The sequence below is a fragment of the Dyella sp. ASV21 genome, assembly GCF_016428975.1.
Taxonomy (GTDB): domain Bacteria; phylum Pseudomonadota; class Gammaproteobacteria; order Xanthomonadales; family Rhodanobacteraceae; genus Dyella.
This window is the reverse complement of record NZ_JAELTT010000008.1, coordinates 22,411-46,715: the sequence shown is the minus strand read 5'-3', so window position 1 is coordinate 46,715 and position 24,305 is coordinate 22,411. Positions and strand designations below refer to the sequence as shown.

General features: G+C 65.3%; 22 protein-coding genes and 2 pseudogenes. 11 read left to right on the top strand and 13 right to left on the bottom strand.

What is annotated here, in order from left to right:
* Nucleotides 1-62: 62 nt before the first annotated feature.
* Nucleotides 63-1,415 (bottom strand): chromosomal replication initiator protein DnaA, encoded by a 1,353-nt coding sequence (gene dnaA / locus JHD67_RS04565; RefSeq protein ID WP_199097772.1) that lies wholly within the window; start codon nt 1,413-1,415, stop codon nt 63-65.
* A 213-nt stretch (nt 1,416-1,628) separates the two neighbouring features.
* Between dnaA and rpmH the strand changes: the two genes are divergently transcribed.
* The 6 genes and pseudogenes from rpmH to JHD67_RS22270 form a co-directional block, all read left to right on the top strand.
* Nucleotides 1,629-1,766 (top strand): 50S ribosomal protein L34, encoded by a 138-nt coding sequence (gene rpmH, locus JHD67_RS04560; RefSeq protein WP_019464789.1) that lies wholly within the window; start codon nt 1,629-1,631, stop codon nt 1,764-1,766.
* A gap of 11 nt (nt 1,767-1,777) precedes the next feature.
* A complete protein-coding gene (gene rnpA, locus JHD67_RS04555) occupies nt 1,778-2,179 on the top strand; it encodes a ribonuclease P protein component (protein WP_233171639.1) in 402 nt (133 codons plus the stop codon).
* Nucleotides 2,180-2,237: 58 nt separating this feature from the next.
* The gene (gene yidC, locus JHD67_RS04550; protein WP_199097770.1) at nt 2,238-3,953 is read left to right on the top strand and encodes a membrane protein insertase YidC; all 1,716 of its coding nucleotides are present in this window, start codon (nt 2,238-2,240) and stop codon (nt 3,951-3,953) included.
* Between the two features lie 155 nt (nt 3,954-4,108).
* On the top strand, nt 4,109-5,449 hold the full coding sequence (gene mnmE, locus JHD67_RS04545) for a tRNA uridine-5-carboxymethylaminomethyl(34) synthesis GTPase MnmE (RefSeq protein ID WP_199097768.1): 1,341 nt from the start codon (nt 4,109-4,111) through the stop codon (nt 5,447-5,449).
* Nucleotides 5,450-5,615: 166 nt separating this feature from the next.
* Nucleotides 5,616-5,954, top strand: a pseudogene (locus JHD67_RS22275) (DNA translocase FtsK 4TM domain-containing protein); the annotation flags it as partial.
* Nucleotides 5,955-6,704: 750 nt separating this feature from the next.
* Nucleotides 6,705-8,186, top strand: a pseudogene (locus JHD67_RS22270) (DNA translocase FtsK); the annotation flags it as partial.
* Between the two features lie 9 nt (nt 8,187-8,195).
* On the opposite strand, the gene rbsK reads toward JHD67_RS22270, so the two are convergent.
* Both rbsK and JHD67_RS04530 read right to left on the bottom strand, forming a co-directional pair.
* Nucleotides 8,196-9,089 (bottom strand): ribokinase, encoded by an 894-nt coding sequence (rbsK, locus tag JHD67_RS04535; protein WP_199097763.1) that lies wholly within the window; start codon nt 9,087-9,089, stop codon nt 8,196-8,198.
* 86 nt (nt 9,090-9,175) lie between these two features.
* Nucleotides 9,176-9,616: a hypothetical protein gene (locus JHD67_RS04530; RefSeq protein WP_199097761.1), complete on the bottom strand. Its 441-nt coding sequence runs from the start codon at nt 9,614-9,616 to the stop codon at nt 9,176-9,178.
* Nucleotides 9,617-9,752: 136 nt separating this feature from the next.
* On the opposite strand from JHD67_RS04530, the gene JHD67_RS04525 reads away from it, so the two are divergent.
* Together JHD67_RS04525 and JHD67_RS04520 are read left to right on the top strand one after the other, a co-directional pair.
* Nucleotides 9,753-10,451: a glutathione binding-like protein gene (locus JHD67_RS04525; RefSeq protein WP_199097759.1), complete on the top strand. Its 699-nt coding sequence runs from the start codon at nt 9,753-9,755 to the stop codon at nt 10,449-10,451.
* Between the two features lie 155 nt (nt 10,452-10,606).
* Complete coding sequence (locus JHD67_RS04520) at nt 10,607-12,895, top strand: S9 family peptidase (protein ID WP_199097757.1); 2,289 nt, start codon at nt 10,607-10,609, stop codon at nt 12,893-12,895.
* An 83-nt stretch (nt 12,896-12,978) separates the two neighbouring features.
* On the opposite strand, the gene JHD67_RS04515 is transcribed toward JHD67_RS04520, so the two are convergent.
* The 8 genes from JHD67_RS04515 to JHD67_RS04480 all read right to left on the bottom strand — a co-directional run bounded on the left by JHD67_RS04515 (nt 12,979) and on the right by JHD67_RS04480 (nt 19,749).
* Complete coding sequence (locus JHD67_RS04515; RefSeq protein ID WP_199097755.1) at nt 12,979-13,593, bottom strand: hypothetical protein; 615 nt, start codon at nt 13,591-13,593, stop codon at nt 12,979-12,981.
* A gap of 36 nt (nt 13,594-13,629) precedes the next feature.
* Nucleotides 13,630-14,970, bottom strand: coding sequence for an ATP-dependent protease ATPase subunit HslU (hslU, locus tag JHD67_RS04510; RefSeq protein WP_199097753.1), 1,341 nt, complete (start codon nt 14,968-14,970; stop codon nt 13,630-13,632).
* Between the two features lie 78 nt (nt 14,971-15,048).
* Nucleotides 15,049-15,582, bottom strand: a complete 534-nt coding sequence (gene hslV, locus JHD67_RS04505) for an ATP-dependent protease subunit HslV (RefSeq protein WP_199097751.1) — start codon at nt 15,580-15,582, stop codon at nt 15,049-15,051.
* A 126-nt stretch (nt 15,583-15,708) separates the two neighbouring features.
* Nucleotides 15,709-16,737: a sulfite exporter TauE/SafE family protein gene (locus JHD67_RS04500; RefSeq protein WP_199097749.1), complete on the bottom strand. Its 1,029-nt coding sequence runs from the start codon at nt 16,735-16,737 to the stop codon at nt 15,709-15,711.
* 134 nt (nt 16,738-16,871) lie between these two features.
* Complete coding sequence (gene xerC, locus JHD67_RS04495) at nt 16,872-17,759, bottom strand: tyrosine recombinase XerC (RefSeq protein WP_199097747.1); 888 nt, start codon at nt 17,757-17,759, stop codon at nt 16,872-16,874.
* 14 nt (nt 17,760-17,773) lie between these two features.
* Nucleotides 17,774-18,457: a DUF484 family protein gene (locus tag JHD67_RS04490; RefSeq protein WP_199097745.1), complete on the bottom strand. Its 684-nt coding sequence runs from the start codon at nt 18,455-18,457 to the stop codon at nt 17,774-17,776.
* A 72-nt stretch (nt 18,458-18,529) separates the two neighbouring features.
* Complete coding sequence (gene dapF / locus JHD67_RS04485) at nt 18,530-19,378, bottom strand: diaminopimelate epimerase (protein ID WP_199097742.1); 849 nt, start codon at nt 19,376-19,378, stop codon at nt 18,530-18,532.
* A complete protein-coding gene (locus JHD67_RS04480; protein ID WP_199097740.1) occupies nt 19,378-19,749 on the bottom strand; it encodes a lipoprotein in 372 nt (123 codons plus the stop codon). The genes dapF and JHD67_RS04480 overlap by 1 nt, the downstream gene beginning before the upstream one ends.
* Nucleotides 19,750-19,895: 146 nt before the next feature.
* Between JHD67_RS04480 and JHD67_RS04475 the strand changes: the two genes are divergently transcribed.
* Nucleotides 19,896-20,579, top strand: coding sequence for a hypothetical protein (locus tag JHD67_RS04475; RefSeq protein WP_199097738.1), 684 nt, complete (start codon nt 19,896-19,898; stop codon nt 20,577-20,579).
* Nucleotides 20,580-20,622: 43 nt separating this feature from the next.
* On the opposite strand, the gene JHD67_RS04470 is transcribed toward JHD67_RS04475, so the two are convergent.
* Nucleotides 20,623-21,096, bottom strand: a complete 474-nt coding sequence (locus JHD67_RS04470) for a GNAT family N-acetyltransferase (RefSeq protein ID WP_199097736.1) — start codon at nt 21,094-21,096, stop codon at nt 20,623-20,625.
* A gap of 208 nt (nt 21,097-21,304) precedes the next feature.
* Between JHD67_RS04470 and JHD67_RS04465 the strand changes: the two genes are divergently transcribed.
* A complete protein-coding gene (locus JHD67_RS04465) occupies nt 21,305-22,789 on the top strand; it encodes a RimK family protein (RefSeq protein WP_199097734.1) in 1,485 nt (494 codons plus the stop codon).
* 173 nt (nt 22,790-22,962) lie between these two features.
* Here the strand turns inward: JHD67_RS04465 and JHD67_RS04460 are convergent, their stop codons facing one another.
* Entirely contained in the window at nt 22,963-23,217 is a 255-nt protein-coding gene (locus tag JHD67_RS04460; RefSeq protein ID WP_199097732.1) for a hypothetical protein, read from the bottom strand.
* A 178-nt stretch (nt 23,218-23,395) separates the two neighbouring features.
* On the opposite strand from JHD67_RS04460, the gene aroE reads away from it, so the two are divergent.
* Nucleotides 23,396-24,226, top strand: coding sequence for a shikimate dehydrogenase (gene aroE, locus JHD67_RS04455; protein ID WP_199097730.1), 831 nt, complete (start codon nt 23,396-23,398; stop codon nt 24,224-24,226).
* Nucleotides 24,227-24,305 lie beyond the last annotated feature (79 nt).

Sequence of the window (24,305 nt, the reverse complement as noted above, 5' to 3'; positions counted from 1 at the left end):
CATCCACCTATTATCCACAGCTTGCCACGGTACTTTTCAAGCGATCCGTACACAGGCGCCGGTTAGCCGGTGAGGATACGGATCAGTTGTTCCCAATCCTGGCGCATCCGTGTGTCGGTTTCGCACAGCTTCTTGATGGTGCGGCAGGCGTGCAGCACTGTCGTGTGGTCGCGGCCGCCGAACGCTTCGCCGATTTCCGGCAGGCTGTGCTCGGTGAGTTCCTTGGACAGCGCCATGGCGAACTGGCGAGGGCGAGCCAGCGATCGCACACGTCGCTTGGACAGCAGATCCTGCAGGCGCACCTGGTAATAGTCCGCCACGATCTTCTGGATGTTGGGCACCGTCACCGCCTGGGCGTGGGTAGCCAACAGGTCGCGCAGCGTCTCCTCGGCAAAGTCGATGGTGATCGGCTTGCCATAGAAGTTGGCGCGGGCGGCGAGCGTGTTGAGCGCGCCTTCCAGGTCGCGTACGTTGGAGCGGATGCGCTTGGCCAGCAGCATCGCCACGTTCTCCCCTACCGCCACGCCCTTGTCGTGGGCCTTGGATAGCAGGATGGCGGCGCGGGTCTCGAAATCCGGCGGCTCGATCGCCACCGACAAGCCCCAACCCAGGCGCGACTTCAGCCGCGGCTCCAGCTTGTCCACTTCCTTCGGGTAGCGATCGCAGGTGAGGATGATCTGCTGCTTGGACTCGAACAGCGCGTTGAAGGTGTGGAAAAACTCCTCCTGCGTGGTGTCCTTGCCGGCGAAAAACTGGATGTCATCGATCAGCAGCGCGTCTACCGAGCGGAAGCGGCGCTTGAACTCGTCCATGCTCTTGGTGCGCAGCGCTTCGATCATGGAGCCGACGAATTGCTCCGAGCGCAGGTACAGCACCTTGAATTCCGGGTTGCGCTCGCGCATCAGGTTGCCGGCGGCGTGCATCAAGTGCGTCTTGCCCAGGCCGGTGCCGCCGTACAGCAGCAACGGGTTATAGGCGCGGCCCGGGTTCATCGCCACCTGCATGGCGGCGGCCTTGCCCAACTGGTTGGATTTGCCCTCGACGAAGGTTTCGAAGGTGTAATGCGGGTCCAGATTGTGGCCAAACGCCGGTGCCGCCGGCTCCGCCACGATCTGGGGCACCAGTTTCGGGGCCACGACGGGCGCAGGCGCCTTGCCGCTGGCCGTCTGGCGCGGGGAACTGGAGCCCACTTCGAGCTTTACCGTAAGATCATGGCCGGTCAGCTGGCTGATCACCGTTTCGATGCGCGCCAGGTAGCGTTCGCGTACCGTGTCGAGCGTGTACGGATTGGGCGCGAACAACTGCAGGCCATGGGTGTCGTCGCGTGCCTGCAGGGGCATCAGCCACGTATGCAGGTCTTCGGCGTTCAATTCGCCCTCGAGACGCTCGAGACAGCGCCGCCACAGGTCACTCATGGGAGATCTTCAACCACTGGAAGGAGCGCTTACGCGCGGGGTGGACCGGCAAGTCTAGCAGCACGAACCCCTCCAGTCGGCATGGATATCCACATGGATATCCACAGGAAGTAAACAGGCCTTTGTCAACCCTGCCAACCCCCCATTTGACAGCGGCTATTGACAGACGTCATAATTTCCAACCTTTTTATTACCTTAACTTCGGACTCAGCCATGTCGAAGCGTACCTTCCAACCCAGCAAGCTCAAGCGTGCCCGTACTCACGGTTTCCGCGCTCGCATGGCGACCGCTGATGGCCGCAAGATCCTCAACGCTCGTCGCGCCAAGGGCCGCAAGCGCCTGATCCCGTAAGCAGCACGCTCATGATGCGTGCTGCCGGCCTGCCGCGCGAGGCGCGGCTACGCCGCGCCGGTGATTTCGCTGCTCTGCGTCATACCAGCGGCCGCTTCGGCGGCCGCTGTTTTTCTGTGCGCTATCGTGCCAACGAACTAGGCCAGCCGCGCCTGGGCTTGGCTATTTCCAAGCGTGTGTCCAAGCGCGCGGTGGAACGTAACCGCATCAAGCGCCTGGTGCGCGAATCCTTCCGGCGCATTCGACTTGAGCTTCCGGCCATCGACCTCATGGTGATGGCACGCGAGCAGGCTGCTGGCCTGCCCGGCCCGGAACTGCTGGCCGAACTCGACGGTTTGTGGAGAAAGCTGCGCTCCGTGAGGCCAGCCGCCACATTGAAGCCGGGCGATGCGGCCGGCACAATCGTGCGTTGACCTTTTTCCACCCTCCTCCGCGGCCCGGTGTCGCGGCATCCACCGGATCTGCTCCGCGATGAATCAAACGCGTACGTTCCTCATCTTCGCCCTGTTGGCCGTGGGCTACCTGTTGTTCATGGCCTGGGAGAAGGACTACGGCCCGCAGCCGCAGGCCGCCGTGGCCTCGTCGTCCACCGCTGCAACGCCGGCCATCGCCGATGGCAGTGTTCCGGGTGCCACCGCCAGTAGCGCAGTCGCCAATGTGCCGGCCAACACCGCACCGGGCACGCCCAACGAGGCATCCGCGCAGCTGATCACCTTGTCCAGCGATGTGCTGCGCCTCACCGTGGACACCCGCGGCGGCAGCGTGGTGCGTTCGGAGTTGCTGACCTATCCGTCGGTACCGGCCACCAAGAAGACGCCGGATCCGGCGCCCGTGCGCCTGCTCGACGACGAACAGGCCCAGTACTTCGTGGCGCAGAGTGGCTTGGTGAGCAACCAGGGCAGCGCGCCCGATCATCGCGCCGTGTTCCAGGCGGCTCAGTCCAGCTACGCGCTGACTCAGGGCCAGGACGAGCTGAAGGTTGACCTGAGTTGGCAGAACGAGGCCGGCCTCAAGGTCACCAAGACCTACGTGCTCAAGCGCGGCAGCTTCGTGGTCGGCATGGACCAGAAGATCGAGAACGGCAGCGGCAACGCCTGGCAGGGCAATGCCTACGAGCAGTTGCAGCGCGTGGCGCCAGCCCAGCAGAAGAGCTGGTGGCAGAACTTCAGCGACCCGTCTTCGCACAGCTTCTATGGCGCCGCCTGGTACAGCCCGGAAGACAAGCTGGCCACCCTGCCCTTCGCCGACTTCGCCAAGAAGCCGCTCAACCACGCCATTACCGGCGGCTGGGCGTCGATGCTGCAGCACTATTTCTTTGTGGCCTGGATTCCGCAGGCGCAGGATGCCAACACCTATTCCACCAGCGTGATCAACCCGGATACGGCGCAGCCGATCTACCTGATCCGCGCCGTGGGTCCGTCGTTGAACGTGGCCCCGGGCCAGAGCCTCACCACCGCTTCGCGCCTGTACATCGGTCCCAAGCTGCAGGGCACGCTCGATCAGGTGGCTCCGGGTCTGGACCTCACCACCAACTACGGCATGTTGACCGTGGTGGCGCAGCCACTGCATTGGCTGTTGTCCAAGTTGCATGCGATCAGCGGCAACTGGGGCGTGGCCATCATCTTGTTGGTGCTGCTGCTGAAGGCCGCGCTGTGGAAACTCACCGCCGCCCAGTTCCGCTCGGGCGCCAAGATGCGCAAGCTGCAGCCGCGCGTGAACGCTCTCAAGGAGCGTTACGGCGACGACAAGATGAAGATGCAGCAGGCCATGATGGAGCTGTACAAGAAGGAGAAGGTCAACCCGATGTCGGGCTGCCTGCCGGTGCTGATCACCATGCCGGTGTTCTTCGGCCTGTACCGCGTGCTGATGGAGAGCGTGGAGCTGCGTCACTCGCCGTTCTTCGGCTGGATCCACGACTTGTCGGCGCCCGATCCGTTCTTCGTGCTGCCGGTGATCTACATCCTGGTGATGCTGGCCACCCAGTGGCTGTCGCCGTCGGCGGCGGGTATGGACCCGGCCCAGCAGAAGATGATGAAGGTGATGCCGGTGGTGTTCGGCTTCATGTTCCTGTTCTTCCCGGCCGGCCTGGTGCTGTACTGGGTAGTGAATGGTCTCACCAGCCTGGCCCAGCAGTGGCTTATCACGCGTAGCGTCGAGCGCGCGGAAGAAAACGCCAAGGCGGCCTGAGTGTCGCCAGGCACCGGAGAAAAAGGCCGCTGACGCGGCCTTTTTCTTATCCACCGCTTTTATCCACAGGCACCACGCCTGCCGCGGCCTTGTGGATCGTTGCGGCGACGGCATCCGTTTCCCCGCTGCTTCCGTCAACCGCCATAATCGCCGCCATGACGCACACCGATACCATCGCCGCCATCGCCAGCGCACCGGGTGCCGCCGGTGTGGGCGTGTTGCGCCTTTCGGGCCCGGCGGTGCCGGGCATCGCTTGTGAATTACTGGGCCGCGCCCCCACTGCGCGGCAGGCGCACTTCTCCGCTTTTCGCGAAGGCGATGGCGAGCTGATCGATCGCGGCTTGCTGCTTTACTTCCCGGCGCCAGCCTCCTACACCGGTGAACATGTGCTGGAACTGCAAGGACACGGCAGCCCGGTGTTGCTCGATGCCTTGCTGCGCCGCGTGTGCGCCATGGGCGCGCGCCTGGCGCGACCCGGCGAATTCACCGAGCGCGCTTTTCTCAACGGCAAGCTGGATCTGGCGCAGGCCGAAGCCGTCGCCGACCTGATCGCCGCGCGATCACAAACGGCCGCGCGCGCCGCCCTGCGTTCGATGGAGGGCGTGTTCTCGCACAAAGTGCACGAGGTACTGCACGCGTTGATCGCCGTGCGTGTGCATATCGAAGCCGCGATTGATTTTCCGGAGGAAGAAATCGACTTCCTCGCCGATCCGCTGATTCTCCGGCAGCTCGATGCGTTGCTTGCGCAACACGGCGAACTGCTGCGCGAAGCGCAACGCGGTGTGCGCCTCAACGATGGCGTGCGCGTAGCCATCATTGGCCGTCCAAACGCCGGCAAGTCGAGCCTGCTCAATGCCTTGGCCGGCAGTGATCGCGCCATCGTCACCGACATCGCCGGCACCACGCGCGACGTGTTGCGCGAGCAGCTCAACCTCGACGGCGTATCGCTGGAACTGGCCGATACCGCCGGCCTGCGCGAAACCGATGATCCGGTGGAACGCGAAGGCGTGCGCCGTGCACACGGTGAACTGGCGCGCGCCGACGTCGCTTTGTTGGTGACCGATGCGCTGCATGCCGACCACGACCTGGCCCTGCTCGCCGACCTGCCGCCGACGGTGGAGCGCTTGGTACTTATCAACAAGATCGACCTCGGCCATGTCGGCGCGCGCTACGAAACCCGTGACGGCGCCATCTGGGTATGGGCCTCGGCCAAAACCGGCGAGGGCCTCGATGTGCTGCGCGATCACCTGAAGCAACTGGCCGGTGCCAACAGCGGCGAAGGCGCTTTCAGTGCACGTCGTCGCCATGTATTGGCGTTGGAACTGGTGGGCGAACACTTGGAGCGCGCCAGGCACGTATTGCTCGCCACCCGCGCGGGCGAACTCGCCGCCGAAGAACTGCGCCAGGCGCAACACGCCCTGGGCGAAATCACCGGTACCTACACCAGCGACGACTTGCTCGGCGCCATCTTCAGCTCGTTCTGCATCGGCAAGTAAGAGTTATCCACAAGCGGGTCGGTGTGGGAGTCGTCCTTGCCATCCATGCCCTGCGCGCTGGAGGACTGTCTGTAATAACAAGACGTTGCCGCATCGTTTACTGACGAAGGTGACCTGTTGGCGCTAACATGCTGAGTTTGCAAGCAACGGTATTGCGCACTCCGGCATGCTCACTTTTCTCTTCGGCGGCTTCGGCCTGTCCACGCTCTGGTTGATTCCCCTTATCTGGCATGTCGCCAAGCGGTTGGCCAAACGCGGCCAGGCGGCGCACACGCGCACGATCCGGTTCTGGCTGGGCGCGTTGCTCGTGCTGATGAGCAGCGCCACGCTGGAGGGGCTGGTTATCGATCAATACACCGACGATGCGCAGGCGGGTGGCGTGGTTTGTCGCGCGTTGTCGCATGCTTTTGGCGGCCTGTTCGGTGCGGGCTTGAGCTGCTTGCTGATGCTCGGCCTGCTGGGGATCGGCCTGCCCTGGTATCTGGGGGCGCGTTGGCCGGACATGTTCAAGCGTGTGGCGGGCGCGGTGGATAACCTGGCCGCGCTGTTGCAGCGCCTGCTCGAGTGGATCGCCTCGCGTCGTGGTGGTGGCGGCTATCGCCGTACGCGACGCCCGCAAGGCGCGGTGCGGCGGGTGGAGCGAAACCCGCGCACGCCTCGCTACAAGGGGGCCAACCCACCGCGTCGCACCACGGCCACCGCGATACCGGTGGCGCCCGTTGTGGATGCACCCTCCGAACGTATCGCGCCGGCGGCCGCCACGCCCACTTCAGTGCGCCACGCTGCCCGCCATGAAAAGGTGATACGCGAGCCTTGGCTCACGCCCAAGCACGGGCGTCCGCTAGCGCCGACGCGCTTAGCCACGCGCCCGGCGATCAGCACGCCTTCGCCTGTTGCTGCCGCTCCATCGGGGGTGGCGTCCGCGCCGTTGCTTGCAACATCCACGAACGCGATGACGGCGCCGATGGTGCCCTCCTTCTCCGTGCCGATCGTGGAAGAACGGATCGTGCCCGCGCCATTGCCGTCGCCGGTCGTGCAAGCGGCACCGTCGGAGACTGTGCCGTTCGACACCGCGCTTGATGGCGAAACCGACACGATCGAGGTCGATCCGCTCGATGACATCGTTGCCGCCCCCCTTGTCGCCACTTCGGCGATTGCGCCGGTGCGCCGGTTCGCGGCCAACGACGATGCGCTGCTCGCGGCTCCGGTCGCACCCGCGACATCCTTGCATTCAGTGGCCCCGCCGCGCCCGCGGTCGACGGCGGCGTTGCCTCCGCTGACTCTGCTGGCGCCGCCGCGCATGGAATTCACCGCGGTCGACGAAGTACAGCTGGCCGAAACCAGTGAGTTGATCGAGCAACGCCTGCGTGAATTCAAAGTGCCGGTGACCGTGGTGGGTGCCTCGGCCGGCCCGGTCATCACACGTTTTGAGGTGGAGCCGGCGGTCGGCGTGCGTGGCAACCAGATCGTCGCGCTGATGAAGGATCTGGCGCGTGGTCTTGGGCGCTCCTCCATTCGCGTGGTGGAGACCATTCCCGGCAAAACCTGCATGGGTCTGGAGCTGCCCAACGAACAGCGACAGATGATTGCGCTGTCCGAGATCCTCGATTCGACGGCTTACCGCGATTCCGATTCCCTGCTTACCTTGGCGATGGGCAAGGGCATCACCGGCGAGCCGGTGGTGGCGGATCTCGCCAAGGCGCCGCATATGCTGGTCGCCGGCACCACCGGTTCGGGCAAGTCGGTGGCGGTGAACGCGATGATCCTGTCGATGTTGTACAAGGCCACGCCTGACGACGTGCGCATGATCATGATCGACCCCAAGATGCTGGAACTCTCGGTCTACGAGGGCATTCCGCACCTGCTCGCGCCGGTGGTCACCGACATGAAGCTCGCCGCCAACGCGCTGGCGTGGTGCGTGGCCGAAATGGAAAACCGCTATCGCGTGATGTCGGATCTGCGCGTGCGAAACCTGGCGGGCTACAACCAGAAGGTGCGCGAGGCGCAGGCGTCTGGACGTCCGTTGATGAACCCGTTTCCGACTCATCCTGAAGTACCCGAGACGCTCGATACGCTGCCGATGATCGTGGTGGTCATCGACGAGCTGGCCGACCTGATGATGGTGGCCGGCAAGAAGATCGAGGAGTTGATCGCCCGCCTGGCGCAGAAGGCGCGCGCCGCCGGCATCCATCTCATCCTCGCCACGCAACGGCCGTCGGTGGATGTGATCACCGGCCTCATCAAGGCGAATATTCCTACCCGCGTGGCGTTCCAGGTATCGAGCAAGATCGATTCGCGCACCATCCTCGACCAGATGGGTGCGGAGAGCCTGCTTGGCCAGGGCGACATGCTGTTCCTTCCGCCTGGCACCGGTTATCCACAACGTATCCACGGCGCCTTTGTGGCCGACGAAGAAGTGCATCGCGTGGTGGCGCACCTCAAGCTTTACGGCGAACCCGATTACAAGGACGAAATCCTTGCCGGTCCGCCCAGCGAAGCCTCGGGCGAGTTGTTTACCGAGGAAGGTACGGACGCCGAACTCGATCCGCTCTATGACGAAGCCGCGGCCTTCGTGCTGCGCACGCGTCGCGCGTCGATCTCGTTCGTGCAGCGCCAGTTCCGCATTGGCTACAACCGTGCCGCGCGCCTGGTCGAAGCCATGGAAGCAGCGGGCCTGGTTTCGCCGATGGGTATCAACGGTCAGCGCGATGTGATCGCGCCGGGGCCGGTGGAGTAATCAGCCTGCTTACGCGGCGCGCGCCAGGAACGCATCCAGTTCCGCGCGTGCCGGCATGCCGCCCTGTGCGCCAAGTCGGGTAACCGACAGCGCTGCCGCTGCACAGGCTTTGCGTACGGCCTGCGGCAAGCCTTCGGGCAGGAACACGGCAAGCGCGGCATTGAAAGTATCGCCAGCGCCGGTGGTATCCACGGCCTGCACGGGAAAGCCCGCCTGATGGATGGGCTCGCCGCTCTCGCGATACCACGCGCCTTCGGCGCCGCGGGTCAGTACGACGGGCGCGGGCGCGCGTTGCATCAGCGTGCGGAAATCTTCCTGCGTATCGGCGCCGAGCAGGATCGCCAGCTCGTGCTGGTTCGGAGTGAGGTAGCGTGCCAGCGTGAGCCAGTCGGTGGGCACGCGCCGGGCCGGTGCGGGATTGAGGATCACCGGCTTGCCGAGTCGTTGGCCCAGGCGCAGCGTGGCCTCCACCGATTCCAGCGGAATTTCCATCTGCACCAGGATGGCGTCAGCGCTGGCGAGTACCGATTGCGCGGCTTCCACCTGCGCGGGCGTCACTCGTGCGTTGGCGCCCGGCACCACGATAATGTGATTGTCGCCTTCGGCCACGGTGATGGAGGCGGTGCCGCTGCCGCAGTCGGGGATGGTGGCCACGTGTTCCAGCGAGACGCCTTCGCGCGTCAGCCCTTCACGCAGTTGCGTGCCGAAGGCGTCGTCACCCACCGCGCCGACCAGCGCTACCTGCGCGCCCAGGCGCGCGGCGGCCACCGCCTGATTGGCGCCCTTGCCGCCATGCACGGTGAGAAAGCGTTCGCCGAGCAGGGTTTCGCCGGGGGCGGCGAAACGCGATGCCAGCGTCACCAGGTCCATGTTGATACTGCCGACCACGACGACGCGCGTCATACCTGCTCCGTTCTTGCGCTGGACATAAGCGCAGGAGCATACGTGAAGGCGGCAGCCGAAGGTACGCGGGCTGCCGCCGAGCGGCTTCAGCCGCTGCTGCGCGAGGACGCCGGCGCATGTTGGGCGCGACGTTCCTCCGCGCGCTCCATGGCCTTCTCGCGCATGGCCTTGAGCTGGTCGCGTTGGGCCGGGGTGAGCACCGCGTCGACCTGGGCGTTGGTGTCCTGCATCAGGCCCATCATCTTGGCGCGGCGATCGGCGGGCTTGAGGCTGCTGTCGCTACGCAAGGCCTGCACCTGCTGGTCGCGCTGCTGCAGGATCGGGCCGAGCTTGGCCTGCTGATCGCTGCTGAGCTGGAGCTGCTTGGTCATGCGCTGCAACTGCTGCTGTGCGTTGGGTGCATGCGCGCGTGATGGTGCGCCCTTCTCGCTGGCGGCCGATTCAGGGGACGACGTCTGCTGGGCCAGCGCTCCGCCAGCCAAGACGAGGCCAAGCATGAGGGCGGCAACGCGGGGAAGGCGATTCATGGCGTCACTCCGGTGGGAACTCCTGCCCGGGAACGCGGCGGCGGTGCGGCGCGTTGACGGGCGCTGGCGGTGTGTGGCTTGAATCGCCGCGCTTTGCCCCGAACCTCTTTGACATATCCGCCCCAAGGAAGTCGCCATGATCGAGCTCTATTACTGGCCCACGCCCAATGGCCACAAGATTGTCCTGTTCCTGGAGGAATCGGGCCTGCCCTACACCATCAAGCCGGTGAATATCGGCCAGGGCGAGCAGTTCGCGCCGAGTTTCCTGGCCATTTCGCCAAACAACCGCATGCCCGCCATCGTCGACACCCAGCCGGCCGATGGCGGCGAGCCGGTGAGCGTGTTCGAGTCCGGCGCCATTCTGCAGTACCTGGCCGAAAAGACCGGGCGCTTTCTGCCCAGCGATGTGCGTGGCCGCTACAACGTGCTGGAGTGGCTGTACTGGCAGGTGGGCGGACTGGGCCCGATGCTCGGCCAGAACCACCATTTCAGCCACTACGCAGCCGAGAAAATTCCCTACGCGATCGACCGTTATGTGAACGAGACGCGCCGCCTGTATGGCGTGCTGGACAAGCGGCTGGAAGGGCGGGCCTTCATCGTCGGCAAGGACTACACCATCGCCGATATGGCCGCTTATCCGTGGATCGTGCCCTATGAGAACCAGGGCATGCGCCTGGAGGATTTCCCGCATCTGCAGCAGTGGTTCGCAGCGATCCGCGAGCGGCCCGCCACCCAGCGCGCCTATGCGCTGGGCGAGGACATCAAGGGCAAGTTCGATCTGTCCACCGATGAGGCGGCGCGCAAGGTGCTGTTTGGGCAGGGCGCAAAGCACTGAAAACCAGGGCTCCGGCGTGAGCGGGCCGTGCGAGCGGGCACACGCGTTGCCCGCTTCGCTGTGCTCTATCGTGTGGAAAACGCTGGCATCCCTACGCTCGACGCGTTCTAATCGCCGCATGTAGTTGCGTACGCCGCGTCGCCCAAGGAAGTCCCATGCGCGCCCTTTTCTTTGCCGCCCTCAGCTTGGTGGCCCTGCCGACCATGGCCGAAAAACTCACCATTGAACGCATCTTCGACGGCGGCGGCCTGGCCGGTGCCGCGCCGCGCGGTTTGCAGATATCGCCCGACGGCAGCCGTGTCACCTTCCTGCGCGCGCGGCCGGACGACCAGTCCCAGCTCGACCTGTGGGAATACCAGCTGAAGGGCAACAAGACGCGCCTGCTGGTGGATTCGAAAAAGCTCGAACCCAACGGCGAGCAGCTTTCCGATGCGGAAAAGGCGCGCCGCGAGCGCGAGCGCACCGCCGGCCTGCACGGCATCGTCAGCTACCAGTGGTCGCCGGACGGCAAGCAGTTGCTGATTCCGCTCAACGGCAAGCTGTACGTGTACTCGCTGGCCACGCCGGATGCCGCTCCCCGGCCGCTCGACGCCGGCGATAACGTGATCGACCCAAAGATCTCGCCCAAGGGTCGCTACGTGTCCTTCGTGCGCGACCAGAACCTGTGGGTGATCGACCTCACCACCAATGAAACCCGTCAGCTCACCCGTGACGGCGGCGGCACCGTGCACAACGGTGAGGCGGAGTTCGTTGCGCAGGAGGAAATGGATCGCAGTGCCGGCTACTGGTGGGCGCCGGACGATTCGGCCATTGCCTTTGAGCGCTACGACGAAGCCAAGGTGCCGGTCACCAAGCGCACCGAGCTTTACGCCGATCACACCGAAGTGGTCGATCAGCGCTATCCCGGCGCGGGCCAGCCCAATGTGGCGGTGAAGCTGGGCCTGGTGGCGCCTGCGGGCGGCGCGGCGCGCTGGATCGACCTGGGCAAGGACAGCGACATCTACCTCACCCGCGTGAACTGGCTGCCGGACGGCAAGCACCTCACCTATCAGCGCATGCCACGCAACCAGCAGCGACTGGACCTACGCCTGGTGGATGCCAGGACGCTGGCCCAGCGCACCCTGCTCAGCGAAACCAGCGACAACTGGATCAACCTCAACGATGACCTCACCTTCCTCGCCGATGGCCAGAACTTCCTGTGGGGCAGCGAGCGCAGCGGCTATCACCACCTGTATCTGTACGGCCTGGATGGCAAGCTCAAGCACGCGGTGAGCGAAGGCGACTGGCCCATCGATGGCGTGCTGGCGGTGGACGAGCGCGCTGGCGTGGTCTACGTAAGCTCCAACAAAGACGCCGTGCCCGAGCGCCAGGTCTATGCGCTGAAGCTGGATGGCAGCACGGCCAAGACGCCGCAGCGGATCAGTCAGGGGGCGGGCACGCACCTGGCCGAGTTCGCGCACGACGGCAGTTTCTACCTGGACAACTTCTCCAGCGTGGATACCCCGCCGCAGGTCAGCGTGCACAAGCCCGACGGCAGCTTCGTCACCTGGATCGAGCCGAACAAGCTGGATGAAAAGCATCCGTTCTGGAACTACCGCGACAGCCTGATCAAGCCGGAATTCGGCACGCTCAAGGCGGACGATGGACAGACCTTGTACTACCGCGTGTACAAGCCGGCCGGCTTCGACCCGACCAAGAAGTACCCGGTATTCGACATGTACTACGGCGGTCCGCATGCGCAGTTGGTCACCAATGCGTGGGGCGACTACTTCAACCAGTACATGGCCAACCAGGGCTTTGTGGTGTTCACCCTGGACAACCGTGGCATGGCGCGTCGCGGTCATGCCTTCGAAGCGCCGATCTACCAGCAGTTGGGCGTGGCCGAGGTGGACGACCAGTTGGTCGGCATCCAGTGGCTTAAGTCGCAGCCGTGGGTGGATGGCCGCCGCATCGGCGTATTCGGCTGGAGCTACGGCGGCTACATGACCACCATGATGCTGGCCAAGGCCTCCGATCAGCTGGCGGGCGGCGTGGCCGTGGCGCCGGTGACCAACTGGCGCTTGTACGACACCTTCTATACCGAGCGTTACCTGGGTCGTCCGCAGGACAACGATGCCGGTTACACGCGCAGCTCGCCGCTGGCCTGGCTGGACGGCCTCACCGCCAAGTTGTATCTGGCGCACGGTATGGCGGACGACAACGTGCTGTTTCTCAACTCCACCGAGTTGATGGCGGAAATGCAGAAGCGCGGCACGCAGTTCCAGTTCATGGCGTATCCGGGTGCCAAGCACGGTCTGAACCTGCCTGGCCAGCGCAGCCACGTCTATCACCTGATCGAGAATTTCTTCCAGCAACAGGTGAAGGGCGCGCCGCTGTCAGTGCGCGAGGCCAAGGCGCCCGCACCCGTGCCGATGCCGGCACCGGCGCCTGCCACCACGCGCTGAGTCAATCGGAGCGTCCCTGGGCAAGCAAAGGCCTGGGTAAATAAAAAGGCCGGCTTCGCAGCCGGCCTTTTTATTGGATGGGATCAGTTGGCGTGACCCACACCCGAGTCGCCCTGCTCCAGCGGCGGCGGGCTGCCTGCCACGGCGAGCAGCGAGGTGGCATAGCCATCCTCGATGCTCACGGTGGAGACTTCGTCCCAGGAGAAGAACGAGGCCTCGCGCAGCCATTCGGCATCCGGCGAGATCTCCTGCATGTTGAAGCCATCTTCTTCCACGCTGATCAGACGGCCGATGTAGCACACCTCGGCTTCGTCCTCGCTGTCCACATGCACGCCGATCACCGGAGCCTGCGCGGCGGCGGCCTGGATCACCCCGCGGATGTCATCCAGCGGGAACCCGCGCGGCGTGCGTGGCATCAGGTGTTTGTGCGCCAGCGCCTTCTCCATGAAGTTGGCGTGCTTGTCCGGCGCCTCCAGCTCGGAGACGTCGCGATGACGCATCACATACATGCCGTCATAGGTGATGCCGTCGCCGACCACCCACAGCAGGAAGAATTCACGGCCCACCCCGCCCACATAGCCGCAAAAGCTGCCGTGTTCGAGTTCGCCGCGCCACAACCGCACCAGTTGGTTCTGCTGCTGCGCTTCGCGCAACTGAGCCCGCTGGCCGGTCGTCTTGAGTTCAATCACATTTCCCATGGGTAGAATTTTAACAGCTGGGGGCTTTCCCCTTGTTTACAGGATGTAACGGCTGAGATCCTCGTCCTTGACCAGGGTTCCCAGGTTTTTATCGACATATTCGTCGTCAATACGGTAGTTTTCGCCGGATTTGTCAGCAGCTTCGTAGGAGATCTTCTCCAGCAGGCGCTCCATCACGGTGTGCAGGCGGCGGGCGCCGATGTTCTCGGTGCTTTCGTTCACCTGAAAGGCGACCTCGGCCAGGCGGTCGATGCCGGACTCCGTGAAATCCACCGTCACACCCTCGGTGCCCAGCAGGGCGACGTATTGCTTGGTCAGCGCGTTGTGCGGCTCGCGCAGGATGCGCTTGAAGTCGTCCACCGACAGCGCCGACAGCTCTACACGGATCGGCAAGCGGCCTTGCAGCTCCGGGATCAGGTCCGACGGCTTGGCCAGCGAAAACGCACCCGATGCGATGAACAGCATATGGTCGGTCTTGATCGGGCCGTACTTGGTGGACACGGTGGAGCCTTCCACCAGCGGCAGCAGGTCACGCTGCACGCCTTCGCGGCTGACGCCAGCGCCGCCCCAATCGGAGCGCTGGGCGATCTTGTCGATTTCGTCGATGAATACGATGCCGTTCTGCTCGGCGGCCTGCATGGCCTGCGAGCGCACTTCCTCGTCGTTGAGCAGCTTGGACGCTTCTTCGTCGATCAGCAGCGGACGCGCCACCTTGATCGCCAGCTTGCGCTGCTGGGTCTTGGCCCCGCCCAGGTTCTGGAACATCTGGCGCAGCTGCTGGCCCATTTCCTCCATGCCCGGCGGCGACATGATTTCCACGCCCACATTGGCGGAGAAATCCAGGTCGATCTCGCGTTCGTCCAGCGCACCCTCGCGCAACTGCTTGCGCAACTTCTGTCGCGTATCGTTCTGCGTGTCGTTGGGCGATGCGGCGTCGTGGGTCCAGTCGGTGGGCTGCTGGCGGCGCGGCAGCAAGGCATCGAGGATGCGATCCTCGGCGCGGTCTTCCGCCTGCGTGCGCACCCGCTTCATGGCCTGCTCGCGGGTGAGCTTGTAGGACACGTCCGCGAGGTCGCGCACGATCGACTCCACGTCCTTGCCCACGTAGCCCACCTCGGTGAACTTGGTGGCTTCCACCTTGACGAACGGCGCATTGGCCAGCGTGGCCAGGCGACGCGCGATCTCAGTCTTGCCCACGCCGGTGGGGCCGATCATCAGGATGTTCTTGGGCGTTACTTCATCGCGCAGCGCCGGCTCCAACTGCATGCGGCGCCAGCGGTTGCGCAAGGCAATCGCCACGGCGCGCTTGGCGTCGTGCTGGCCAATGATGAAGCGGTCGAGTTCGTTGACGATTTCGCGGGGAGTGAGTTCGGACATGAGTTCACCGGAAAGTGGGGTTTGTCGTCATTCCAGCGGATGCCGGGACGACGCCGGAATAGCCGTCGCGCTAGGCGCTTACAGCTCTTCGATCGACGTGTTGTGGTTGGTGTAGATGCAGATATCGCCGGCGATCTTCAGCGCGCGCTCCACAATGGCGCGGGCATCGAGGTCGGTGTTCTCCATCAAGGCCAGCGCCGCGGACTGCGCGTAGGGACCACCGGAGCCGATCGCGATCAGGCCGTGCTCGGGTTCCAGCACATCGCCGTTGCCGGAGATCAGCAGCGAAGCATCCTTATCGGCCACCGCGAGCATGGCTTCCAGCCGGCCCAGGCGGCGATCGGTGCGCCATTCCTTGGCCAGCTCCACCGCTGAGCGGGTAAGGTTGCCGCCGTGCTTGTCGAGCTTCTGCTCAAACAACTCGAACAGGGTGAAGGCGTCGGCGGTGGCGCCAGCAAAGCCCGCCAGCACGTCGCCCTTGCCCAGGCGACGAATCTTGCGCGCATTGGCCTTCATCACCGTATTGCCGAGAGTGACCTGGCCGTCGCCGCCGATCACGACGCGGCCGTGGCGGCGCACCGAGACGATGGTGGTGGCGTGAAAGGATTCCATGGAGGGCTCCGCAGACTGTGAATCCGCCAGAGGTGGGGCCGCTGCCGGCAAATCCAAGTCGTTCGCGTATTCCCGGCAGCGTCTGAATGCGATTCAGCGAGGCCCCGCGGGGATGTATCGAAAGGGTTACAGCTTGTACTTGTCGAGCTGACCGTCGCGGTACACGTAAAGCTCGTAGGAGCGCTGGCGCAATGTGCGTACTTCTTCCACCACCACGCGATCGGCTGCTTTGATCAGCGACGCCGCGCGCTGCTGCTGATCGAGCGGCAATTCGCTCCAGTCGATCACCTGCTCGAACTCGAAGCCCTCCTGGTACTTGAACTCCATGGTGAGCCGGGTTTCGGCCCAATCCAGTCGCGTCTGGAAACCTTGGCGCGAGGCGCTGCCGGTCAGCGCCACTTGATGGCGATCGGCCAACACGGCTGTCGCATTGCTGCACATGAACACACCGGACAACACCATCGCTGCGTAGCCGATGCGCTTGAACAGCACCTCGCTGAGGTAAGGCAGCACGCGACGCGATACCCAACTCGCCATCAGCGCCGCCAGCGCCACGGCCGCGCCTGCCCCAAGCACCTCGGGTGTGAGCAGGCCGAACAGGCCGTACAGCAGCAACTTGATAAGGTGCAGGATGATCTCGTTGGCCGCGCGGGTGGCGATCACCTGCTCCTTGCTCAAGCCATAGCTGAGATAAAAGCGGTTGAAGATCAATCCGACCGCACCGGTAAGGCCGGACACGAAGCCTGCCGCGCCGCCGATCAAGGCCAGTGTCCAGCGCGGCTGCTCGTGCGATACGGCAACCGGTGCTGTCCGGCGCAGCAGCATCGGCAGATTGCCGAGCAGGAACAGGCCCAGTGCCGCCTCCAGGTACGCCGGTTCCACATAGGTAAGCAGCCACGCGCCCAGCCACACGCAGGGCATCGCCGCCGGCACGAACCAGCGCACCACGGGCCAATGGATGTGCCGAAAGAACAGCGCGATGCGCGACGCCGAACTCACCGCCGTGCCGATCGACAAGGCCGCGGGCACCTGCGCCGCCGGCAGGCCCAGCCGCAGGATCGGCAACAACATCAAGCCCGCCCCGCCGCCGCTGAGCGCGCTGATGGTGAAGGCGGCGAGGCCGGAGCCGATCAACAAAAAGAACCAGGGCAGCATCGCTAAACCTTCGGGGCACGGCATGGCATCCCCGTAGACTCCGCGCCGGTCCAAGGGTGCCGTCGTGAATGCGCGAGCAAGGGAAGCCGCGATGCTAGCCGCCGCCGCATTAATCGACGACGAACCCGCTGGTGCTAGGGCTTGCGTCGCGCCCGTGGATGGGCGGCGTCGTAGACGCGCGCCAGATGCTGGAAATCCAGATGCGTGTAGATCTGCGTGGTGGCGATGTCGGCGTGGCCAAGCAACTCCTGCACGGCGCGCAGGTCGCCGGAGGATTCCAACATATGACTGGCGAAGGTGTGGCGCAGCAGATGCGGGTGCACGCGCTTGGGCATGCCCAACTGCAACGCGAGGGTTTTCAGGCGCAATTGCACCGCGCGCTGGCTGATCGGCGCGCCGCCCCGCCCTTTGAACACCGGCTGCTCGGGTGTCATGCCCTCGGCTTCGCCCAAGGCATGCAACGCGGCTACGGCATGGCGGCCCACCGGCACGATGCGGGTCTTGGCGCCCTTGCCGAGCACACGCACCTCGCCTGCCTCCAGGTTCAGGTCCAGCCAGTGCAGTCCGGTAAGTTCGGACAGGCGCAAGCCGGAGGAATAGAACAGCTCCAGCATGGCGCGGTCGCGCAGGTTCAAGGCGCCTTCGCCCGGCGCTTCCACCAGTTGCGCGGCCTCATCCACATCCAGCACTTGTGGCAGCTTGCGATGCACCTTGGGGCCGCGCACACCGGCCAGCGGATCGTGTGCCAGCAGGCCTTCGCGGGTGAGGTGGCGAAACAAGCTGCGGCAGGAGGAGAGCAGGCGCTGCAGGCTCTTGGGGGACAGGCCGCCGCGATGCTGGGTGGCCACAAAGCCGCGCATGCCGTGCGCATCGAGCGCGTCGAAGCGATCCACGCCCTGAGCTTCCATCCAGCGCAATAGCTTGGTCAGGTCGCGGCGGTAGCCATCCACCGTATGCACGGAAGCGTGGCGTTCGCCCGCCAGGCGGGCGAGCCAGGCGTCGACCTGTGCCTGCGCAGACATCCCAAGGCTCCGGCTTAGATGCCTTCGTGCGAGCGCCGCAGCGCCGCGGTGACGGTGGCGGCGATCATCTTCAGGAACAGCGTGCCCATACCGGGCTGGAAGTGGTCGGGATCGCCGCTGCCAATCGCCAGGATGCCGAACTCGCCCAGCGGCATGATCGCCGAGGAGCGGATCTCCGGTGCATGGTCGCCGAACAGGCGATACAGGCGCTCGGCCGACAGCCGCCCGGAAACGGGCTCATGGTTGGCGAGAAAGTCGCTGAACTCCGGCACCGAGGCGCGTCCGGCCGGCACGTGCACCAGCCAATCGGCGGGCGGCAGGCTGATCGGCCCGAACAGCAGCAGGCGCACCTGATCCGTCTGGAAATCTTCCGCCAGTCGCGCCACCACGCTGCGTGCGGCGACTGCCGGCGTGGTCGCGCGCAGCACGGCCACGTTGAGGTCGTGCACGCGTTGCATCAGGCGCTCGTTGTCGGCGGCGATGCTCACCAGGCTGGCCAGCTGGCGCTCCAGTTCGGTGTTTTTCTCGCGCAGGCTTTGCAGCTGATAGACCGCCAGCGAGGCCACTGGCCCCTGCTCGCGCGGCAGCTTCAACTGGGCCGCCAACTCGGGAAATTCGCTGAGGAACTCCGGGTGGCGGCGCAGGTAGGCCGCCACATCGCTGGCGCTCAGGGTGTCGGCGATTGCGGTGTCGGACATGCGCGTTACCTCAAACCGGTGGGCTGGAACGGTGCATTGCAGGGCCGAGTGTCGATGTTCGCGCGCCGGCTTTCAACGTACGGCGGATGAATCGAGCCATTCACCTTCGAACACGAAGGCGGCCGGGCCGGTCATCCACAGCGTGTGGCCGGGGCCGGCCCAGTCGATGGTCAGCTCGCCGCCAGGCAAAGCCACCCGCACGCGCTCGCCCACCACCCCGCGCCGATGCAGTACCGCCATCGCCGCGCAAGCGCCGGTGCCGCAGGCCCGGGTCCAGCCGGCGCCGCGCTCATGCACGCGCAGGCGCAGCTGGTCGCGGCTCACCACTTGGACGAAGCCGGTGTTGGTGTGCTGTGGAAAACGCGCATGGCTGGTCACGGCCGGGCCGTGCGCGGCCAGTTCAGGTGCCTGCAGATCGGGCACCACCACCACCGCGTGCGGATTGCCCATCGACACCGCGCCGATCTCCAGCGTGTGGCCGTTCACCAGCAGGGGGTAGCGCTCCGCTTCGGTCTCGGCCTGGAACGGAATCCGTGCCGGCTCGAACACCGGCACGCCCATGTCCACGGTGACTTCGCAGGGCCCAAGCAGACGCACGGTGACGGGACCGGAGGGGCTCTCCAGCCGCACCGTATCGCCGATGGACAGCTCGCCCGCCCGGTGCAGCCATGCCGCCACGCAACGCACGCCGTTGCCGCACTGGCCCGAGGGCGAGCCGTCGGCGTTCCAGATGCCGTAGTAGAACGCGCACGACGGATCGCGTGGCGGTTCGATACTGATCAGCTGATCGAACCCCACGCCGGCGTGGCGATCGGCGATTGCGCGGATCTGCGCCTCGTCCAGCGCGAACGGCTGCTGGCGACAATCGAGCATGACGAAGTCATTGCCGATGCCATGCATCTTGGTGAAGTGCAGCGCCATTACATGAACTTGCCGCCGACGATGCGGCCCTGCTCATCCAGCTCCGCGAAGTAGCGGCTGTTGTTGTTGCGCAGCTCGCGCGTGCTCGGCATGCCCGGCGTCACCAGCAAGACATCCGGATAAGTGGCGCGGAACCGTTCGGGCGTGGGATGCGTGGCCACGAACGCATCGAAGGCCTTCAGGTCGGTGACGAAGCCATGCACCACGATGGCCGTGGTCGGGCTGGCGGACTGCACGGGCGTGGCCGGCTGCACCGGTGCGGCGGCGGGTGCCGGGGTCGGTTTGGGCATGTACAGCGGTCCCTTGTTGCCGCAGCCGGCAAGCAGGGCGACCACGGAGCACAGCGGGAGCAGGAGCAGGGTTCGGCGCATGGAAAGGGTTTCCGACAGGGACCGGTGGAGTATAGGCAAGCCACCTACGCGCCGCGAGTTGCGCACCCACCCCGCAGGCGGCAAGGCAACCGCTATCATGCGGCCGTCGCCGCCCCGGTGCGGTACAGAAGTTACGAAGCATAACGATGGAATGGACCGCCCTGCTGCGCCTGCCGACGACGATCCTGCTGATCCTGGCGGCGATTGCCCTGATCTTCACCCTGGTGCAACTGGTGGCGCTGCGCGAGCGTCTGCACGGTGGCCAACCCGTGGCGGTGGCCGCGCGCGCCGTGCTGGTGCTGGTGGCCTTCGCGCTTACGCTGATGTTCGCCGGCATGGGTGTGGCGCTGCGCGGCTACCGCCTATGGTCGGAAGAATCGCCGGTGGTGGATATCGATGCCCGCATTCTCTCGCCGCAACGCTGGGCGCTCACCCTGCATTGGCCGGATGGCGCCACGCGCGAGGTGCAAGTCGCCGGCGACGCCTGGCGGCTGGAGGCGGTGGTGCTGAAGTGGAAAAGCGGCGCCCTGCTCGCCGGCCTGCCGCCGCTCTACCGTCTCGATCGCCTGTCCGGCCGCTATGACGATGCCGCGCAGGAAACCCAGGCGCCGCGCACCGTGGTCGATTTCAAGGAAGCGGGCGACTTTGACCTGCTCGATCTGCACAAGCAATACCCGGCGTGGGTGCCGGCGGTGGACGCGTTGTTCGGCAGCGGCGTCTACCTGCCTCTGGTGGACCAGGGCCACTACTCGGTCAGCCTGATGCGCACCGGGGCACTGGTGGCACGTCCGGACGATGCCACCCAGCAGCGCATCGCGCAGCCATTCTGAGCGCGGTCAGCGCACCTCCGGCGACAACGCCCGCAGCCTGCCTTCAGTCCAACGTTTTCTCATAGCGCCAGGCATCGGCGCCATCGCCGTAGTAGCGCGTGTAGTGACCGATGCGGTGATAGCCCAGGCGTTCGTACAGCCGGATCGCCGTGTCGTTGTCGGTGCGCACTTCCAGTCTCAGCGCCTTGCAGCGACGGCGGCGCGCGGCGTGCTCGGCCGCATTCAGCAGCGCTGAACCCACGCCCTTGCCGCGTGCCTCGGCGTGCGTGGCAATCGAATACAGGCGCGCCACCTGCGTGCCCTTGCGAAAGAACACCACCGCGGTGCCGAGAAAGCGCCGATGGTTGGCGCTGGCCACCAGCACCTGCGCGGTTTCGCTATCCAGATGGCGGCGATACTGCGCACGGCTCAAGCGGTCGGTGGCGAAGCTGCGCTCCTCCAGTGCCACCAGATCGTCGAGGTCGGAGAGTTCGGCACGGCGCACACGCACAGGTGCGGTCGCGGGCAGGGGTGTCATCGGTGAAGCATCCCGTGGGCAGGCGAGACAAGGCGCGCACTCTAGTCCTCGAGCCCCCGGGGGGCAATCGCGATCTTGGGCTTATTTATGCGCGCTTCAGTGCCACGCCTTGTACCGCGCGCAGGCTGTGCCACACTGCGGCCCTTGTGCGGTGCCGCCCCGTTCCCCTGCGTGACGACACTCCTGGGTTTGCTTCGACAGAGGTGTCATGACCCGTCTCGTCATTGTCGTCGAGAAGGCCTCCGACTGGAGTTCCTACTATCCGTCCGTCGACGTGATTACCGCGATGGACTACCTGCGCGAGCCGGTCGGCGCGGACGATGAGCGCACGCACGTCATCAACCTGTGCCGCAGCTACAAATACCTGGGCACCGGCTACTACGTGTCGTTGCTGGCCGAGGCGCGCGGCCACCGCGTGATGCCTTCGGTGCGCACGGTGAACGACCTGCGCCGCCGCTCGCTGTATGGCCTGGACATCGAAGACCTCAGCAGCAAGCTGACCCACTTCCTGCCGGCGGGCGGACGCGACACCACCGACTTCGGCATCCTGGTGTACTTCGGCCAGACCGCCTACCCCGCGCTGCAGGACCTCGCGCGCCAGGTATTTGAAATGTTTCCCTGCCCGCTGCTGCGCATCGAGTTCGAGCGCGACCGCATGTGGCAGGTGAGCGCGATCAAGCCGGTGGGCCTGCATACGCTGGTCGATCAGCAGGAAGACGCCTTTGCCGAGGAGCTGGACCGCTTCAGCAAAAAGCTGTGGCGCAAGCCCAAGGCACGCAAGCAGTTCCGCTACGACATCGCGATGCTGGTCGATCCCTCCGAAGCGATGCCGCCGTCCAACAAGAAGGCGCTCAAGTCCTTCATTGCGGCGGGCAAGGAGCTGGGCATCGAGGTCGATCCCATCGGCAAGAACGATTACCAGCGGCTGGCCGAGTACGACGGCCTGTTCATTCGCGAAACCACCGCCAGCGACAACCACACCTATCGTTTCGCGCATCGCGCCGAGCGCGAAGGCATGGTGGTGATCGACGACCCCACCTCGATCCTGCGTTGCACCAACAAGATCTTCCTCAATGATTTGATGGTGTCGCGCAAGCTGGCGGTGCCGCGCACCGAGATTCTCTACCGTGACGATGCCAAGGGCCTGAAGGACGTTGCCGCCCGGCTCGGTTACCCGCTGGTGCTGAAGATTCCCGATGGTTCGTTCTCGCGCGGCGTGGTGAAAGTGGAGAACGAACAGGCGCTGGGCAAAGCCAGCGCCGAATTGTTCCAGCACAGCTCGCTGTTGTTGGCGCAGGAGTTCGTCTACACCGAATACGACTGGCGCATCGGCGTGCTCAACGGCGAAGCGCTATACGCCTGCAAATATTTCATGTCGCGTGGCCACTGGCAGATCTACAACCATGGCGCCAAGGGCGCGTCCAAGACCGGCGATTCGGAAACCATCCCGATCGAAATAGCGCCGCCGGACGTGGTCAAGCTGGCGCTCAAGGCCACCCAGGCGGTGGGCAACAGCTTGTATGGCGTGGACATCAAGCGCGTGGGCGACAAGCCGGTGGTGATCGAGGTAAACGACAACCCCTCAATCGATGCGGGCGTCGAAGACGAGCACCTGGGCGATGAGCTGTATCGACGCATCATGCGGGAATTCCTGCGGCGCATGGAGCGCAAGCGCTCGGGCATGGTCGATTGAGAAAACCTGTGGTGGGGTGATTCCGGCAGGCCTTCCATGGACTGCCGTCACGCCAGCGCGATCCATCGCGCTACCCCCGCGAGGTGCCCAGCCATCCAAGGCCATCGCGCGGGGCCCCACGCCGCGGCGCTCCGGCCGCGGCATCCACTGCCAAGTGAATTCGTTGGAAAAACTCAGTTCCAGATCAGCCGTGCATGACGTCGGCGCCGGGGGCGCAGCAGCGTCAGCAGTTGTCGTGGCAGTCCCGGTTCCAGCACCAGCAGCACCACCAGAGGGGCACCCACCAGCCAGAACGCGGGTGTCCAGCCCAGCAGGCGCGTATGCGCCGGCACCAGCGTGGTCAGCAGCAACAACGTGCCAGCCAGCAGCCACAGCAAGGCCCCGCCGAGCAGACGTTCGTGGTGGGTGGCATCGGTGCTGCGGCGCATGGCGAAAGTCCGGTGAGTGGCGTTGGGCACAGCCTGCCGGCGGCCGATCTCAAAAGCTGCGATGGGCGTAACGACGCGGCCTGGCGGGGCGGCATGAGTTGGCGCGGCCGGGTAAAATGGTGGGTCAGCCGGGCCCGGGGACACACTCTGCGGGCATCGACATCACCAAGGAGTTCGCATGAGTGCAGGACAGTTCGCGGTGTTTGGCCACCCCATCAGCCATTCGTTGTCGCCGCATATTCACCAGGCTTTCGCCCGACAGTTCGGGCTGGAACTGGAATACCGCACCATCGATGCCGCACCGGCCGCGTTCGAAGCGGCGGTGCGCCAGTTCTTTGCCGACGGTGGCCGTGGCGCCAACGTCACCCTGCCGCACAAGGGCGCGGCGTTTGCGCTGGCCCATGAAAGCAGCGAAGCGGCGCGTCGTGCAGGCAGCGCCAATGTGCTGACCGCGCTGGCCGATGGTCGCCTGGCCGCGCACAACACCGATGGCGACGGCATGGTGCGCGACATCACCGAGCGTCATAGCGTGGATCTGCGCGGCCACACCGCCCTGCTGCTCGGTGCGGGTGGTGCGGCGCACGGCGTGGCCTGGGCACTGATGGATGCCGGCGTGGAAACGCTCACCATCGTCAATCGCTCGCCGGAAGCGGCCGATGCACTGGCCGATGCGATCGGCGAGCCCGCGCGTGCGCACACGCGCTATTGGGAAGACCTCCCCGGCCTTGGCGCGTTCGATCTGATCGTCAACGCCACCTCGGCCGGTGTGTTGGGCAAGTCGCTGGAGCTGCCGTTCGCCATCGTGGGCAATCGCGCGCTGTGCTACGACCTCTCCTATGGCAAAGCCGCCACCGATTTCCTGGCCTGGGCCCGCACCGCCGGTGCGCGCTACGCCTTTGACGGCCTGGGCATGCTGGTGGAGACGGCGGCCGATGCCTTCGAGCTGTGGCACGGCCAGCGTCCGGATACCGACCCCGTCTACGCCGAACTGCGCCAGCAGTACGGCTGAGTGCCATGGCGCGGCAACGGTTTGACCAGTAGCCGCGCCTCTGCCCCATGCCCGGCCTGCCCTACGGCAAGCTGGCCAT

Bases quoted from the DNA above. Each gene is read 5' to 3' on its own strand.
- dnaA (WP_199097772.1), bottom strand. From the start codon at position 1,415: ATGAGTGACCTGTGGCGGCGCTGTCTCGAGCGTCTCGAGGGCGAATTG.
- rpmH (WP_019464789.1), top strand. From the start codon at position 1,629: ATGTCGAAGCGTACCTTCCAACCCAGCAAGCTCAAGCGTGCCCGTACT.
- rnpA (WP_233171639.1), top strand. From the start codon at position 1,778: ATGATGCGTGCTGCCGGCCTGCCGCGCGAGGCGCGGCTACGCCGCGCC.
- yidC (WP_199097770.1), top strand. From the start codon at position 2,238: ATGAATCAAACGCGTACGTTCCTCATCTTCGCCCTGTTGGCCGTGGGC.
- mnmE (WP_199097768.1), top strand. From the start codon at position 4,109: ATGACGCACACCGATACCATCGCCGCCATCGCCAGCGCACCGGGTGCC.
- rbsK (WP_199097763.1), bottom strand. From the start codon at position 9,089: ATGACGCGCGTCGTCGTGGTCGGCAGTATCAACATGGACCTGGTGACG.
- JHD67_RS04530 (WP_199097761.1), bottom strand. From the start codon at position 9,616: ATGAATCGCCTTCCCCGCGTTGCCGCCCTCATGCTTGGCCTCGTCTTG.
- JHD67_RS04525 (WP_199097759.1), top strand. From the start codon at position 9,753: ATGATCGAGCTCTATTACTGGCCCACGCCCAATGGCCACAAGATTGTC.
- JHD67_RS04520 (WP_199097757.1), top strand. From the start codon at position 10,607: ATGCGCGCCCTTTTCTTTGCCGCCCTCAGCTTGGTGGCCCTGCCGACC.
- JHD67_RS04515 (WP_199097755.1), bottom strand. From the start codon at position 13,593: ATGGGAAATGTGATTGAACTCAAGACGACCGGCCAGCGGGCTCAGTTG.
- hslU (WP_199097753.1), bottom strand. From the start codon at position 14,970: ATGTCCGAACTCACTCCCCGCGAAATCGTCAACGAACTCGACCGCTTC.
- hslV (WP_199097751.1), bottom strand. From the start codon at position 15,582: ATGGAATCCTTTCACGCCACCACCATCGTCTCGGTGCGCCGCCACGGC.
- JHD67_RS04500 (WP_199097749.1), bottom strand. From the start codon at position 16,737: ATGCTGCCCTGGTTCTTTTTGTTGATCGGCTCCGGCCTCGCCGCCTTC.
- xerC (WP_199097747.1), bottom strand. From the start codon at position 17,759: ATGTCTGCGCAGGCACAGGTCGACGCCTGGCTCGCCCGCCTGGCGGGC.
- JHD67_RS04490 (WP_199097745.1), bottom strand. From the start codon at position 18,457: ATGTCCGACACCGCAATCGCCGACACCCTGAGCGCCAGCGATGTGGCG.
- dapF (WP_199097742.1), bottom strand. From the start codon at position 19,378: ATGGCGCTGCACTTCACCAAGATGCATGGCATCGGCAATGACTTCGTC.
- JHD67_RS04480 (WP_199097740.1), bottom strand. From the start codon at position 19,749: ATGCGCCGAACCCTGCTCCTGCTCCCGCTGTGCTCCGTGGTCGCCCTG.
- JHD67_RS04475 (WP_199097738.1), top strand. From the start codon at position 19,896: ATGGAATGGACCGCCCTGCTGCGCCTGCCGACGACGATCCTGCTGATC.
- JHD67_RS04470 (WP_199097736.1), bottom strand. From the start codon at position 21,096: ATGACACCCCTGCCCGCGACCGCACCTGTGCGTGTGCGCCGTGCCGAA.
- JHD67_RS04465 (WP_199097734.1), top strand. From the start codon at position 21,305: ATGACCCGTCTCGTCATTGTCGTCGAGAAGGCCTCCGACTGGAGTTCC.
- JHD67_RS04460 (WP_199097732.1), bottom strand. From the start codon at position 23,217: ATGCGCCGCAGCACCGATGCCACCCACCACGAACGTCTGCTCGGCGGG.
- aroE (WP_199097730.1), top strand. From the start codon at position 23,396: ATGAGTGCAGGACAGTTCGCGGTGTTTGGCCACCCCATCAGCCATTCG.